The sequence below is a fragment of the Pseudoalteromonas sp. NBT06-2 genome, from assembly GCF_002276045.1.
Classification (GTDB): domain Bacteria; phylum Pseudomonadota; class Gammaproteobacteria; order Enterobacterales; family Alteromonadaceae; genus Pseudoalteromonas.
This window is the reverse complement of record NZ_NQMR01000116.1, coordinates 13915-28439: the sequence shown is the minus strand read 5'-3', so window position 1 is coordinate 28439 and position 14525 is coordinate 13915. Positions and strand designations below refer to the sequence as shown.

Below are 14525 nucleotides of genomic sequence, written 5' to 3'. Positions count from 1 at the left end.
ATTACACCACTACTCTGTTAACTTTTTTCATTGCCTTTTCTAGCTCTGAAAAACCTTGCTTCTCATCTAACTCAAAACGTTTACCAAAAATTTTTGCGTAGTCTTTAGCTAAATTTTCGTCTTCAATACCCTCCAATTTTTTCCACTCATTTAATTCACCGGGTTCAAGTGTACTTTCTAATACAGTCATCTATTCTTTAAAAATGTTGCACCAGTTTTGATACCGAATGTTACAGAAGCTCCAGAGCCAAGGATAAAGCAAAACTTGCGATCGTCGCGTTTATCAATGCAAAAGTGATGTAAGAAACGTTTCAGTGAGAGTTTATAGAAATTGTTATCAAAGAAATTATTCTAATCCTTTCATTTAGTTACAATTATACAGATAAAAACAACCTACATCACTAGTTAATCTATACCCAAGCCACTTCAAGATGTGAGGTTCAGGACTGCTGAGCAATTCATGATCTAGGCGCATCTTTGCATTAATGGTTACTCCCTTAAAAAAAGATGGAACAACGAGCATGATTTGCTCAGAAGTCCCTGTAAGGTTGGTTTAGAAATACTTTATGCAGCGTTATTGATTTTGAAAAGGGAATAACCATGTTCTTCAATCAATGTCTTGCCTAAAGCATTTCTAATTCCAACTGAATCCTGCATCTTGAAGTGGTTTGGGTATAAAACATATCACTTTAGTGATTTATATCAATTAGGCTGGAGGTTAGAAACTTCCGACTAGCCGGATAAATACCGTTACCGAAAAGTCCAAAACTAAGATTTATCAAATTAATCAGTTTCTCAGATATTGCAGTCATTAAGATCTGGAGTCAAAAGACAAGACCAGCCCCAATAATTCCAAAAAACACAGCGTACCCAAAAAAGGTAAAAATAGCTTGCGTATTTTTTAATTTGGAATGATAATCATAACGAGAATTAATTATATATTCTCTATTGTATATTATTTATCATTTAAATTTCAAAGGTATTTTATGAAATCGTTTATTAAAGCAGCGGCTATAAGCCTTCTTTTTTCATCTCAAGCAATGGCTATCTGCAGCCAACCACAGGAAGAAGGATATTGGAGCAATGATTCAACGTCTCTTGACATCTTAACTGAATGTAAGCAAAGTGATTTGGGCCCTGACTACATGACTTATTCCGTATGGAATAGTGTTTATGGAACATCAACACAAGTTTCAAGACAAGGTGAATATCTCTCTATTCATTTTGATAATGCTCTACAATATATTCATCTAAATAGCGAACCGCTAATAGTTGATACTTATAAGAGTGCTTCAGAAGGTTGGGAACGAACATACTATGAAAGAGCTATTATTGACTCCGGCGGTTTAATACCAAGACCATAAGTAAATTAAAGTCATTATAATAAACTTATTTTTAAGAGTTTAATGTTATTACATGACTTTTTATCTTTGTAGTTGCTAAAATTATGTTAGTAACTACAACACCATAAATAGAATTTGGATTATCAACTAAAACACTGTTATAATTAGAATTATCTTTATTACCAACCATGATAGTTCCAACACTATTTACTTCTTTACCTGTAATATTACTCCACCACCATTAGCTGCAATAATTTGAATCATCTGTGCGCTCAATCTAATTATTTAATATTTTCCACTATACCCGCAATATCATTCAAACGCTAAAATGCCCTATTAAAATTTTGGTGTGGTATTTCATTATAAACAGCATCAATTTTATTATTCCTTATATCAGCTGATCACTTAATGCTTGTTTAACAGCTTCACTACTTACTTAGCTGAATTAAGAACTTATGAGAATGAAAGACGTGAGTAAATAAAATAATTCACGCTTAATTACATTAAACCACTGGTTTATATACCCAAGCCACTCAAGATGTGAGATTCAGGACTGCATCTTGAAGTGGTTTGGGTATAGATCAGCTATAATTGATTTATGTAGGTTTTATTCACAACATGTAAAAATATAAGGCATTTAATTATTATCATATAAAGGAGTTAAAATGAAAAAAGGTTTAAAAATAGTTGATGGCTTTTACGTTAATTTAGAAAATTTATGCTCTGCTATCTTCGAAGAAAGAACAATTCAGTTATTATTCGTAGGTGAAGAACTCTTAGATATTTGTATTGCTGGAACGCCATATGCGCCAGGCCAGGAAGTCGAAATAAATGAATTTAGACGTATTGAGCGAGAAGTAAAAACATATTTAGAAATATAGGGGCTGTTATTTGCCAAGTGATGTATTAATTAAGCGTCTCATTCGTCCCTTTTTTAGAGGCTAGTTAAAATTAGTTATTGTGACCAATCTTCAGAGATATCGATCATTAAGCTCTAGAGTCAAAAAGCAATACCTGAATCCAATTACTTCTAAAAAGGCTCTAAGCCAACTTCGCTAAACCAAACATCTGCAGACCATTTCTTTGTATTCTTGACTAGTTCTTTCCTATAAGTTCATAAGCTCTGATAAAAACTCTATCAGCACTTCTTGAATTTCAAGTAACGAGTACGTATATCAGCGAGGGATTTTCAAAAATACGCGATCAACTTGGTTTGTATTCTGATATTGATAAAAAAGCAAGACCAACTTTTCATGAAATAAGAAGAATTGCAGCACAAGAATTGATGGACTCAGGGCATAATCCAATGAGCCGAATGGCCCACTCCAACCAGGCAACAACAAATATTTACACAGACAAACATAATATAGAATGGATTGAAGTATCTCCGGTTGCAATTAATATTTAATTGCAACACCCTCCCCTAATATTCATAAGATATACTTATCCATACACAGAAATAATTTCAAATTCTTTATTATTTAATCGAATTAAACCGCCACAATATACAGTAGTTTTACATTCGTATAGTATTACAACCTATTGTTTTTGCTATTTTTTTTATTGTAGGTTTTTAGTCGCTTTAACTAGTAAATACACACAAAATAAGCGCCTAACACATTAATTTTAAATATCTAAAAATAAAAATCTCTCCTGACACTCATTGTCAGTAGCCTCAGTTACCATTACTTATCAGTTAATCGCAGGAGAAAAAAATGGCACGGACTGTTGAAATAGTTCACTTTAAACTTAAAGAGAATGTAAAAGAAAGTGATTTTTTAAAATCAAATGATCAATTTGAGAAGTTTTTATATCAGCAACCAGGTATGTTGTATCGTTCATTATGTAAAAGTAACTCAAGTGCAACTTATATCGACATTGTATATTGGCAAAGCTTAGATCAAGCACAATTGGCACAAAAGTTTTTTTTGGATTCTGAGCTGTGTATTGAGTTTATTAAATGTATCGAAAAAGACTCTGTAATATTAGATCATTTAGATATACTGGCTCAAAGCCAATGTGATAGCCAAACATAAGCTTCATAATTTATAAGGACTTTAAGTGCATAAAGCAGAACGACTATTTCAAATAGTAACATTACTTCGAGGTCGTCGTTTAGCTATTACAGCAAAGAACCTCTCTGAAACCTTAGAAGTTTCAGAGCGCACCATCTATCGGGATATTCAAGCTTTAATACTTTCAGGTGTCCCGATAGAAGCTGAAGCAGGCATCGGTTATTTGTTACCAAACCATTTTGAACTACCACCATTAATGTTTTCAATTGATGAATTAATGGCATTAATGCTTGGTAGTAAAATGGTACAGGCTTGGAGTGATAAGACCTTAGCTAAAAGCGCCACCAGAGCAATTGAAAAAATAGAAGCGATTATTCCCGAGCATTTACAGCAAAATCATCCAATGCCTTTTTTAGTGCCTGACTTTCATATAAATAAAAATCATAGTGCATATTCAGCAACGATACGACAAGCAATTCAAGCTTTTAATATATTAGAAATAAGCTATATTGATGCTAAAAATAATGCCAGTAAAAGACTAATAGAACCGCTTAGTTTAGTATATTGGGGTGGAACGTGGACTATTATTGCTTTTTGTTTATTACGAAAAGATTATAGAGAGTTTCGAATTGATCGCATACAAACATTGCAAACAACACTGCAGCACTTTACTACCTCAGAAACAAAAAACATCACTCATTACATAGCCCAAGTATCAACATCGCAATAAGTCTCGATGCTGATATATTTGTATTCATTTAAAAATTATAACACTACAAATCAAACCAATTGAGCTAACATGCTGTCATCATATTGGGTTAATTCCTGCGCTGTTTTAACTTTTTCAATGTAATCTGGGTTACAGTACCATCAAGCTAATCTATTTTGCTGTCTTCAAACATACCTGTATACACATAAGTTAATTCAAGTGAGTTTATTTAAAACATAATTAAATAACCATTTTCACCATGAATTTCTACACCATCAAAGCCTGCTTTTTTAATATTGGCTGCAGCAGTAGCAAAATCAGAAATGACTGGTTTTATATCTTTACTATTCATTTATTGTGGTTTGCCATAATGTAAATTTTCCATACGAGGCACATGACCTTCAATCGCCAACGCAAAAGGTGCCATTGGTTTTTCGCCATTTAAAAAGTATGGGTGAGATACTCTTCCGGTATGCCATAATTAACCTCTTGTTTAATATCAAACCTGCACCGAGATCTACTTATTTTAATAATGTGTCAATTGTTATGTCCTTTCTCTCGATATCTATTTAAAATTTCGATAAATTGATTTTGACAGTTATTAAACTCTTTACTAGATGGATAATTTATATAGCACTGTTCTCATTAATAGAATGATAGAATTATTATGGATGAATTAAAGCGTATCGGCGTTTTTACTAAAGTGGTGCAGTCTAAAAGCTTTGCTCAGGCTGCGCGCCAATTAGGCATTGCAAAATCAGCAGTGAGTAAACAAGTAAGCTTGTTAGAGCAAGAAGTTAGTGTACGCATATTATACGAATAAATAAGTGCTCACTTTAAATGAACTAAATAGTCCAATAACATCGTTGCTTTCAATCCTAATAGCCAGCTATCTATTACTCAATCAAGCGTTTTTTTCTTGAAAATTTATCCTTATTAAAATTTGATCGTCTATTTTACTTTTTATACTCTTGCTTTACTGCGTTCAAACGACTAGTTTAAGTCAATAAAAACTCATCTAAATCTACTATTGCTTAACACAACTAATTAAGACTAAGGCTTTAAATCGAATGAAAATTTCAATATTTATGAAAGTCATTATTAGTTATATCATACTCTTAACGCTAATTTTGTTTGTTGGCTTGTTCAATTATTATGAAATGGATAGATTAAACGCTCGATATGACCAACTATTAAACAATACACAATCGATAGATGAAGTTCGTAACATGCAAGTAGACTTCAAAAAACAAGTTCAAGAATGGAAAAATATACTCATACGTGGTCATAAACACGCTGACTTGACTAAATACCAAAAAAAATTTGAGATTCAATATAATAGTGTAATAAAACGAGGCAAAAATCTTGAAAAACTGAAAATATCAAGTGAAGGGCTTACAATTTTAAATAAGTTTTTAACTGCACACCAGAGTTTACAAAAAAGTTATATACAAGCTTTAACCATTTTTGAACATTCTAAATTTACAAATTATCAAGCAGCTGATAAATATGTAAGAGGATTGGATAGGCCTCCAACGGATCTATTGGATATATTAATAGAGTATATTCAAGGAAATATTGATAACCAAAAAATATTAGTACAACAAGAAGCTAAAAACGTACAAAAAATTACCGTTTCAGTATTGGTAATTACTTTATTAGCCGCCGCAATATTGTCAATTTTTCTTGCATTAATAATTTCCCGCCTTTATGCTAAACAAGAACAAATGGCGATTAGTTTATCTAAGTACCTATCACCACAGATTTATAAATTTATTTTTTCTGGTGAACGTTCAGTAAAAGTTGAAACCAATAGAAAAAACCTCACTGTATTCTTTTCTGATATTCAAGGCTTCACACAACTAACAGACTCCACTGAGCCTGAAGTATTATCAACATTACTCAATGAGTACTTTAATGAGATGTCACAAATTGCAATGCGATTTGGCGGAACCGTAGATAAATACATGGGAGATGCTATCATGATTTTTTATGGCGATCCTGAAAGTAAAGGGCATAAACAAGATGCTGTAGATTGTATTCTCATGGCTTTAGAAATGAGAAAAAAAATGAAGGTACTGAGAGACAAGTGGCTCTCTGAAGGTATTTATGAACCTTTGCAGATCAGAGCAGGTGTAAATACAGGTTATTGTACCGTTGGTAATTTTGGTTCAGAAGATCGTTTAGATTACACCATAATTGGCGGTACCGTTAACTTAGCAAGTCGATTAGAGTCTATCGCGCAATCTGATGAACTGCTAATATCACATCAAACTTATATGTTAGTAAAAGACATCGTTTTTTGTGAGAAAAGAGAAAGAATTACGGTTAAAGGTATCGCTTACTCAATACAAACTTATCGTGTGATCGATGTACATGAGCAAATTAAAGAGCAGCACTTTAAATTACACACTGACTTAAACAACATTTTAGATCAAATTACACCTGACCAATTATCCAATGAACAAAAACAAAAAATTGGCCAAATATTGTCAGAAAAACAAGATAAACTGAAATAACTTCTGTGAGCACAACTATTAATTCAATGCCCTTAACTCAATTCTAAAGCCTCAAAATTAGGCCGCTTTAAGCTATCACTTGTTTGATATAAAAATATTGTTATGACACTGAGCCCTGATGCTATACTAAATAATGTTGGCCCGCTCCAAACATCTAATACGATACCGCCAAGTAATGGTGCAAAAGAGAAGCCTAATGAACATAATCCTGCTGCGCCAAAGTAACTGCCTTTTAATTTTTTAGGGGCGAGTCTATCTAAATGCACATTCATATTTGAGAACAAAATGGCCTCTCCTATACTTAATATAAAGGTGCCTATCAACCAGCCAAAGTAATAATCAACAGGATTAAATGCAAATACTAATTGCGATACTGCTAATAAAATAATGCCAATATATATCCTCCTTTTAATCTCTATATTTTCCATTAGTTTTAATAATGGGAATTGGAATATCACAATCACACATGAGTTCATCACAATAATGACAGAAATGAGCGTAATAAGTTCCGGTATTTCAGCACGGGTTAAGTATTGAATTAAACTTGAATCGCCCTGTGCATATATAAATAAAATCAGCATATTAGCTAGCATAACTAACAAGAAAACATGATCTTTAGATAACAAAGCGATAACCTGCTTAAAGTTGAAGTTACTATCTAACTTACTTTGCTTAGTAACTTTTTTATTTTTAAAAGTCACTAATACAGCAATAAACAAACCAACATAAGCCAGTGCGGTGAACATAAAGCTCGATTGCTCGCCTGTTAAGCCTGCCCATAAGCCTATTAATGGACCAATTGCAGCGCCAGCATTAACTAAAAAATAGAGCATTTGCATTGCGAGTTCTCTGTCTTTTGAATCAGGTAATTCATCACCTAATACAGCTTTACTCGGTGCATCCCACAATGAGCGTGGTAAAGTTGCCAAGAATACCGCAGTACAAAATGTAAATAAAGTATCTGCTACCGCAAGCCAAGAAAAAGCGATGATCCCCAATAATGCAGCCACAATCATAACCGGTTTACGACCAAACCTATCAGATAAATTACCAGTGTAAAAACCTAATGCGACTGAAAACACCGACGAGCCTGTTAACAGTAAGCCGACTTCTGATGCTGATAGATTAAACTTTTGATATAAAATCACAGCCAAGAATGGCCACACCATATAGTAAGTTCCACGAATAAAAAAATTACCCAATTGCAGTATCCATATCAAATTTGTAAAACGTTTTAATCTTTTAATTGAGATGACAGTTGACATAAACAGTCCTTTAATAAATTTCAATGAAAGGACTATAAGACCTCAAGTTAACATGAGGTCAAGATGGATTCTAATAATATTGTTATTTGATTAGATAATATTTGTATTACTTTTTAAAAAACTATCTTTTAAAAAGACTATAGGGGCTGTTGATCTTTCGAGATTACTTTTGCAGCGAATTGTTGGGCATTTATACAAGGCAGAGGCTTTGTCATGTGGTTGTTCCACATAAAAAGGCGATAACGCAGTCAAAATGCCCAACAAACGCTGTCCGAAGGATTCGGCTAAAAGCATTTTATTCTTTGTTGAGTCGTATTTACTTAGAATGCTGCACACTACTCGCCGCGACTAAAATACTTTTATCTCAAAAAAATTTAACCCTGAAAGATCAACTGCCCCTAATAAAGAAAAAAATAATGCTTAATTATTTACTGACTCTATTCCAACCTACGTTCAACTTTTTAGTCAAATTTAAGTAATTTGATTTAATTCTAGGTATAATGCCGACCATTATTTGTTACAAGTAGATCAAAATGACTATATTCGCCGAATTGGGTCTAAACAAGACCCTTCAAGCAAACATAAAACGCTTAGGTTATAAAACTCCTACCAATATACAAAAGAAATCTATTGGAGCCGTTTTATCTGGCGCTGACACATATGCGATTGCACCTACGGGTACGGGTAAGACTGCTGCATATTTATTGCCGACATTACAAGAATTAAGTCAAGTTGATCATAGTCAAGATGAAGTACGTCCTGTACGTGCTGTTTATTTAGTACCTACTCGCGAACTTGCACAACAGCTAGAATTATCAATAAGTAACTATGGTAAAGATTTAAACTTACGTACCATCAGCATTTTTGGTGGTGTGCGCATTGAATCTCAAGTTAAACGTTTTAAACGTGGTGCCGATATTGTAATTGCAACACCAAAACGTTTAGTTGACCTATTAAAACTTGGTACTTTTTCACTTGATAACTTAAAACATTTTGTAATGGATGAAGCAGACAGATTAGTGAGCATGGGCATTCAGCAAGAATTAAGAACTATTCTTACTGCACTTCCTAAAAAAAGACAAATTGTTTTATTTTCAGCAACGGATACAAAAACGTTAGCTAAATTTAGCCAAGATAACTTATCACACCAAAAAGAAATTAAAACAGAACAACTACAGCCAGCACAATCAAAAATTGTTCATACTATGTATCGCTGTTACCGAAAGCATAAAGAAGCACACTTAATCAAACTATTACATATGCTTAGATGCGATCAAGCGCTTATTTTTACACGTACAAAACAAGATGTGAAAACCTTAACTGACTTACTTACTGAAAATGACTTTTCAAACCTAGGTATTCATAACGAAATACCACAAAAACGACGTCAAGAACGTTTAAATGGTTTTAAAAATAAAGAGTTTAAGTTTTTAGTGGCTACAGATATTGCTTCTCGTGGTATTGATTTTAATAATCTTTATTATGTGATTAATTTTGATTTACCAGTAAACAGTAATGATTACATTCACAGAGCAGGTAGAACAGCACGCAATGCTGTGAAAAAAGTTGAAAACAAAGCTAAAGCAATGAAGCAAGAGTTATCTAAAGATGTATTAACAACTAAACAATTTGAATTTTCTGATGCACCAAAAGTAACGGTTGATGATATACAAGGTCATGTATTTTCATTAGTTAGCCCTGAACAAGAACGTTTAGTGCCAAAAATTGCAAACTTGTTAGGTACTGAAGTTAAACTTGATAAAATACCTTGGTAAAATTTTATTAGGTAATTTAAAACTAAAAAGGCTGTTTAATTGCAGCCTTTTTTATTAGCTATACTGTCTTGTCCTGAAATGTATTTACACATTTAGGACTTATAATGAACACTCAAACACTACGCATACTATACCCAAGCCACTTCAAGATGTGAGGTTCAGGACTGCTGAGCAATTCATGATCTAGGCGCATCTTTGCATTAATGGTTACTCCCTTAAAAAAAGATGGAACAACGAGCATGATTTGCTCAGAAGTCCCTGTAAGGTTGGTTTATAAATACTTTATGCAGCGTTATTGATTTTGAAAAGGGAATAACCATGTTCTTCAATCAATGCCTAGCCTAAAGTATTTCTACTTCCAACTGAATCCTGCATCTTGAAGTGGTTTGGGTATAAACGTACCTAACGTGATTGATCTTTATTTTTTATTTTTTAGTCAATAACTATAATTAGTTTAGCTATGTTAATTAAACAGTGCTTTTAAACTGCCTGCAAATCTAAGCCATTTTTCTTTTATTGGCTGTTTTATTTTAATATCTAAACTACCAAATATCACTTTACCTTCAATTGAAATGGTTGGTGCATCATCACTAAACTCAGACGTAGAATCATTTTCAATACTACCCAAAATACAATTTATATTTGAATGTGTATTCACATCCTCTGGTACTGAAATATCAATACTACCAAAAACACATAAAACTCCAATTTGGGTATTTGGATGGGTAAACTTGGCTTGAGTAAAATCAAGTTCATCACTGCCGAATATGTTAACTAGAGTTATCTTTTTAGGCACATTCCATTGCCCTTTACGCTTACTCGAACTAAATACATTCATTAATTTATCAAGTTCTTTGGTTTTTCCTTGTTGATAATGAGTCCCTAGCGCACTTTTTTTCTTATCCTGATATTTGGTATCTACATTTAAGTTTAAATCTTTTGTTAATTCACTGATAGTCAGCGTATCAGTACCATTCATTGCTTTATCTAATCGTGATTCAAATGCTTCTAACGATATTTCACCATGGCTATAATTCATAATTAGCTGATCGATCACTTCTTCTCGAACACTTTCAATCGGTCTATCTTGTATGGCTACTGACATTATTTATCCTTATAATTTTTACAATATCATAAATCTACTCTTATAAAGCAAATCATATGCCAAAAATAAAAACCTTATATTTCAGCAACTAAAAAAGAAATCTTTGTAAAAAAAACCAGATTTTGTTTAATGTCGCCAATATTAAGCAAAAGTGACAATATTAAATATTAAACTTTAAATTTCAATAACATTTTTTCCAGTTCATAAAACTCATTTTTAAGTAAAGTGCATTCTGCTAAAGTACTGTTTAAGTTTGATTGCCCTGTACAATTTAATTCGCTGATATTATTGATTTCTTTATCTAAAGAGCCTATTACTTGATTTTGTTCATAAGTGGCATTGGCAACACTTAAATTAACCTGATCAATTTCTAAAATTGTACTGGTTATTTTTGCCATTTGTTCACCTGCTAAACGGGCTGATTGCACACTACTTTCTGAGTCCTTTTGACTTTGTGTGATGACAGTTACAGCTTGTGAAGATCCCTCTTGCAATTGGGCTATGGTAATTTCAATTTCTTTAGTTGAGTCCTGTGTTCTTTGCGCTAGCTGTCTTACTTCATCAGCTACAACTGCAAATCCTCTACCAGCCTCACCCGCTCTAGCAGCTTCTATTGCGGCATTTAGGGCCAGTAAATTAGTTTGTTCACTCACACCTTTTATCACTTCCAATATTTGCCCAATATTTGCGGTATGTTGGCTTAAATTGGTAATTGAATTTTGTGCTGAAACCATTTTTTGCGATAAATGATCTATCTCTTTAATATTGTCATCTAAGCTGTTTTGACTATGCTCAGATTCACTATTGGCTGCATTAGCTAAACTAGACGCATTTTTTGCATTATCTGATATATCAATCGCACTTGCAGTTAATTCATTAACCGCATTTGCAACACTGTTAGTACAGTTTGTTTGATCACTATACATATCAAGCGTTGATTCAGTGCTATTTACTAAGCTTTCTACTGCTTTTTCTAAAGCGATTGTAGTATCTTTAACTTGGGTAATGGAGCTGTGTATTTTTTCAATAAATGCATTAAAATAACGCGATAACTCACCAAATTCATCGTCCGATTCAACTACTAATCTTCGTGTTAAATCCCCTTCACCTTGTGCAATATCTTTTATCGCATCTGACACACGATTCATAGGTTTCATTAAATAGCGCAATAAAAATTGCATCATAAGTACTATCGTAACAACACCTAATACCATATAAATTGCAGCTACATTTCTAAAAGTATCTACTGATGAAAATGCGATATCTTTGTCGATCACTACAGCTAAATACCAAGAGACATTTTTAATTCCTTTTATCTTAATAAATGACACTAAGTTAGCTTTACCGTTTATATCGTGTTCAACAAAATCACTTCTAAGCGCCAGACTTTTACCAAATATATCTGTAATTGATTTATCGTGATATTTTTTATCTGGATGACTTAAAATTTTAGCCTCTTTATTCACTAAAAAAGCATAGCCATATCCCAAAAAATCGATACCATTTACAATTTCAGTAATTGTGCCCATATCAATATCACCACCAGCAACACCTGAGAACTGACCGTTAATTAAAATAGGAGATACTGCAGATATGGTAAGTTCATTTGTTGTTACATCAATATAGGGTGCAGTAAAAGCTGTTGCATTTTGTTTTTGTGCTAATTGATACCATGGACGTTGCCTTGCATCATAATCACTTGGTAATTCAATGCTAGGGTCATTTAATACAAATGCACCATCTAATTTACCAATATAAGTATTTTTAAAATCTCCTGATTTATTGGCCTGTTTTATTTGCAATAAAGTGACTGATTCTAAGTCACCTGTTTGATAACTATCAGCTATTGATACTATTATATTGAGTTTACCATTTAACCAATTTGCGATATTTTGTGAAACAGATTGAGAAATTTCTTTTAAAACAAGCTCTAGTTGTTTCTCTGTTTGAGAACGCATGGAAACAAAATTGTTAATTGTAAATAGTCCTAATACAAGTACTAAAACTAAAGAAGCGGCGATGGTAATTTTGGTCGTAAATTTTAACGAATGAAACATAAAAACCCTACAGTAACTTTCTAGTTATTATTGTTGTTATTTAAGTAGAAGTTCTAATCTTAATAACATAATTAACACTAGATTAACCCATTTAATGTATAATTTGAATCTGATGTTATGAAATTGATATTCGTGGCTGTAAATGATTTTATGCAATACGTGAATACATCAGACAAAATAATCGAAATTACCTTGCCTGATTAATATTAGATTTAAACTAAATTTAATGAAGCTTCATTCTAGGTTTAACAACCTTCATTAACTTTTCAATTAGCCATAAAGCAAATGTCTTTATACTGCCATGAATGGCTCTTTGATGCATACGATACAAAGACATATACATAAATCTAGCAATTTTCCCTTCTATAAACATTGAGTTATTAGTTAAGTTACCCATTAAACTACCTACTGTACTGAACCGAGATAGATTCACTAATGAACCATGGTCTTTATAAATAAAATTCTCTAAAGGCTGATAACTTACTTCATTAATAATGTTTTGAGCAACACATGAGGCCATTTGATGGGCAGCTTGTGCTCTTGGTGGCACAAATGAGCCATCACTTTGTTTAAAAGCACAAGCATCACCTAATACATAAATAGATTTATCAACTGTTGACTGTAAATTGCTTTTAACAACTATTTGATTAGATCTTGTTAACTCAAAAAAATCTAACGCTTTTATAAAATCAGCTACTTTGACACCTGCTGCCCATAATTGTATATCAGCTTCAATTAATACCCCTTCATTGGTTAATAAACCTTGTTCGTTAGCGCTGGTTACTCTGGTATTTTCAAATATCTCTACACCTAATTTTAATAACTCACGTTTAGCTGAACTTGCAATTCTATTAGATAATGCAGGCAAGATACTCGGCCCCGCTTCGACTAAATAAATTTTCAATTTTTTAGCTGTCATATTATTTAAGCCATAACTTTGTAGTAATTCAGCTACATGATAAAGCTCTGCGGATAGCTCTACACCTGTCGCACCAGCACCTACAATGGCAATTTTGAGTTCATCTAAATCTGTATTTTGGTGTAACTGAGTAAAGTGGTTTAATAAAGCCCGTTGAAATCGCTCAGCCTGTTTATGAGAATCTAAGAAATAGCAATGCTCCTTTACGCCTGGCGTATTAAAATCATTTGAAATACTGCCAATTGCAACAACTAGATGATCGTATTTTACCGTACAATTAGATAATGAATTACTTGTATCATCCATTAAACGTATTGTAATTAGCTTATTGTCATTGTCTAACTCATAGAATTCACCTAACTGAAAATTAAAGCCATGTTGAGCTGCATGAGCCGAATAAACAACCCCATCTATACTGGTATCTAATGAACCCGTTGCAACTTCATGGAGCAGTGGTTTCCAAATATGTGTCCGACTTTTATCTATTAATACAATATTTGCTTTATTTTTTTTCCCTAATTTATGACCCAGTTTAGTTGCCAACTCAAGCCCACCAGCACCACCACCTACAATCACAATATTTGGTTTATTGATTTGCATACTTGCTTCCTTAATATTATTAAAGAGCTAACCACTCAAGAGTATTCAGATCTTTAATAACAACCGAGAATATAACGCTAAGAAAGTCACCATATGTAAATTTTAAAACTAAATATTGCGTAAATTTTAATTAAATATTTTACTGTGATATGAAACTAGAGTGAAGATAAGATTGTGATTAATTTGTAAGAAATAATGAAAGACTTAGAGTAATACGA

General features: G+C 32.7%; 17 protein-coding genes. 8 read left to right on the top strand and 9 right to left on the bottom strand.

Going from position 1 to position 14525, the window contains the following annotated elements:
• Position 1: 1 nt before the first annotated feature.
• Both CJF42_RS19000 and CJF42_RS27645 read right to left on the bottom strand, forming a co-directional pair.
• Entirely contained in the window at positions 2–190 is a 189-nt protein-coding gene (locus CJF42_RS19000) for a hypothetical protein (protein ID WP_095368191.1), read from the bottom strand.
• Between the two features lie 174 nt (positions 191–364).
• Positions 365–523 (bottom strand): hypothetical protein, encoded by a 159-nt coding sequence (locus tag CJF42_RS27645; RefSeq protein ID WP_170940664.1) that lies wholly within the window; start codon positions 521–523, stop codon positions 365–367.
• 463 nt (positions 524–986) lie between these two features.
• Here CJF42_RS27645 and CJF42_RS18990 point away from each other — a divergent pair, with 463 nt between their 5' ends.
• The 5 genes from CJF42_RS18990 (at position 987) to CJF42_RS18970 (ending at position 4088) form a co-directional block, all read left to right on the top strand.
• On the top strand, positions 987–1364 hold the full coding sequence (locus CJF42_RS18990; protein WP_095368190.1) for a hypothetical protein: 378 nt from the start codon (positions 987–989) through the stop codon (positions 1362–1364).
• Between the two features lie 644 nt (positions 1365–2008).
• Positions 2009–2224, top strand: coding sequence for a hypothetical protein (locus tag CJF42_RS18985; RefSeq protein WP_095368189.1), 216 nt, complete (start codon positions 2009–2011; stop codon positions 2222–2224).
• A gap of 242 nt (positions 2225–2466) precedes the next feature.
• Positions 2467–2751 (top strand): tyrosine-type recombinase/integrase, encoded by a 285-nt coding sequence (locus tag CJF42_RS29365; protein ID WP_095368188.1) that lies wholly within the window; start codon positions 2467–2469, stop codon positions 2749–2751.
• A gap of 307 nt (positions 2752–3058) precedes the next feature.
• Positions 3059–3379: a hypothetical protein gene (locus CJF42_RS18975; protein ID WP_095368187.1), complete on the top strand. Its 321-nt coding sequence runs from the start codon at positions 3059–3061 to the stop codon at positions 3377–3379.
• A 25-nt stretch (positions 3380–3404) separates the two neighbouring features.
• Complete coding sequence (locus tag CJF42_RS18970; RefSeq protein ID WP_095368186.1) at positions 3405–4088, top strand: helix-turn-helix transcriptional regulator; 684 nt, start codon at positions 3405–3407, stop codon at positions 4086–4088.
• A 208-nt stretch (positions 4089–4296) separates the two neighbouring features.
• On the opposite strand, the gene CJF42_RS28735 is transcribed toward CJF42_RS18970, so the two are convergent.
• Positions 4297–4419: an oxidoreductase gene (locus CJF42_RS28735; RefSeq protein WP_252097669.1), complete on the bottom strand. Its 123-nt coding sequence runs from the start codon at positions 4417–4419 to the stop codon at positions 4297–4299.
• A gap of 315 nt (positions 4420–4734) precedes the next feature.
• Here CJF42_RS28735 and CJF42_RS18960 point away from each other — a divergent pair, with 315 nt between their 5' ends.
• Positions 4735–4890, top strand: a complete 156-nt coding sequence (locus CJF42_RS18960; protein ID WP_095368185.1) for a LysR family transcriptional regulator — start codon at positions 4735–4737, stop codon at positions 4888–4890.
• 247 nt (positions 4891–5137) lie between these two features.
• The gene (locus CJF42_RS28165) at positions 5138–6586 is read left to right on the top strand and encodes an adenylate/guanylate cyclase domain-containing protein (RefSeq protein WP_212668837.1); all 1449 of its coding nucleotides are present in this window, start codon (positions 5138–5140) and stop codon (positions 6584–6586) included.
• 32 nt (positions 6587–6618) lie between these two features.
• Here the strand turns inward: CJF42_RS28165 and CJF42_RS18950 are convergent, their stop codons facing one another.
• Positions 6619–7851, bottom strand: a complete 1233-nt coding sequence (locus CJF42_RS18950) for an MDR family MFS transporter (RefSeq protein WP_095368184.1) — start codon at positions 7849–7851, stop codon at positions 6619–6621.
• A 90-nt stretch (positions 7852–7941) separates the two neighbouring features.
• A complete protein-coding gene (locus CJF42_RS18945; RefSeq protein ID WP_095368183.1) occupies positions 7942–8187 on the bottom strand; it encodes a hypothetical protein in 246 nt (81 codons plus the stop codon).
• Positions 8188–8384: 197 nt separating this feature from the next.
• Here CJF42_RS18945 and CJF42_RS18940 point away from each other — a divergent pair, with 197 nt between their 5' ends.
• Entirely contained in the window at positions 8385–9626 is a 1242-nt protein-coding gene (locus CJF42_RS18940; RefSeq protein WP_095368182.1) for a DEAD/DEAH box helicase, read from the top strand.
• 112 nt (positions 9627–9738) lie between these two features.
• Here the strand turns inward: CJF42_RS18940 and CJF42_RS29125 are convergent, their stop codons facing one another.
• The 4 genes from CJF42_RS29125 to CJF42_RS18925 form a co-directional block, all read right to left on the bottom strand.
• A complete protein-coding gene (locus CJF42_RS29125) occupies positions 9739–9867 on the bottom strand; it encodes a hypothetical protein (protein WP_286203511.1) in 129 nt (42 codons plus the stop codon).
• A 222-nt stretch (positions 9868–10089) separates the two neighbouring features.
• The gene (locus CJF42_RS18935; RefSeq protein ID WP_095368181.1) at positions 10090–10731 is read right to left on the bottom strand and encodes a LiaF domain-containing protein; all 642 of its coding nucleotides are present in this window, start codon (positions 10729–10731) and stop codon (positions 10090–10092) included.
• A gap of 167 nt (positions 10732–10898) precedes the next feature.
• Positions 10899–12788 carry a methyl-accepting chemotaxis protein gene (locus CJF42_RS18930; RefSeq protein ID WP_095368180.1) on the bottom strand — a complete coding sequence of 630 codons (1890 nt, stop codon included), beginning with the start codon at positions 12786–12788 and terminating at the stop codon, positions 10899–10901.
• Positions 12789–13011: 223 nt separating this feature from the next.
• Positions 13012–14307: an NAD(P)/FAD-dependent oxidoreductase gene (locus CJF42_RS18925; RefSeq protein ID WP_095368179.1), complete on the bottom strand. Its 1296-nt coding sequence runs from the start codon at positions 14305–14307 to the stop codon at positions 13012–13014.
• Positions 14308–14525 lie beyond the last annotated feature (218 nt).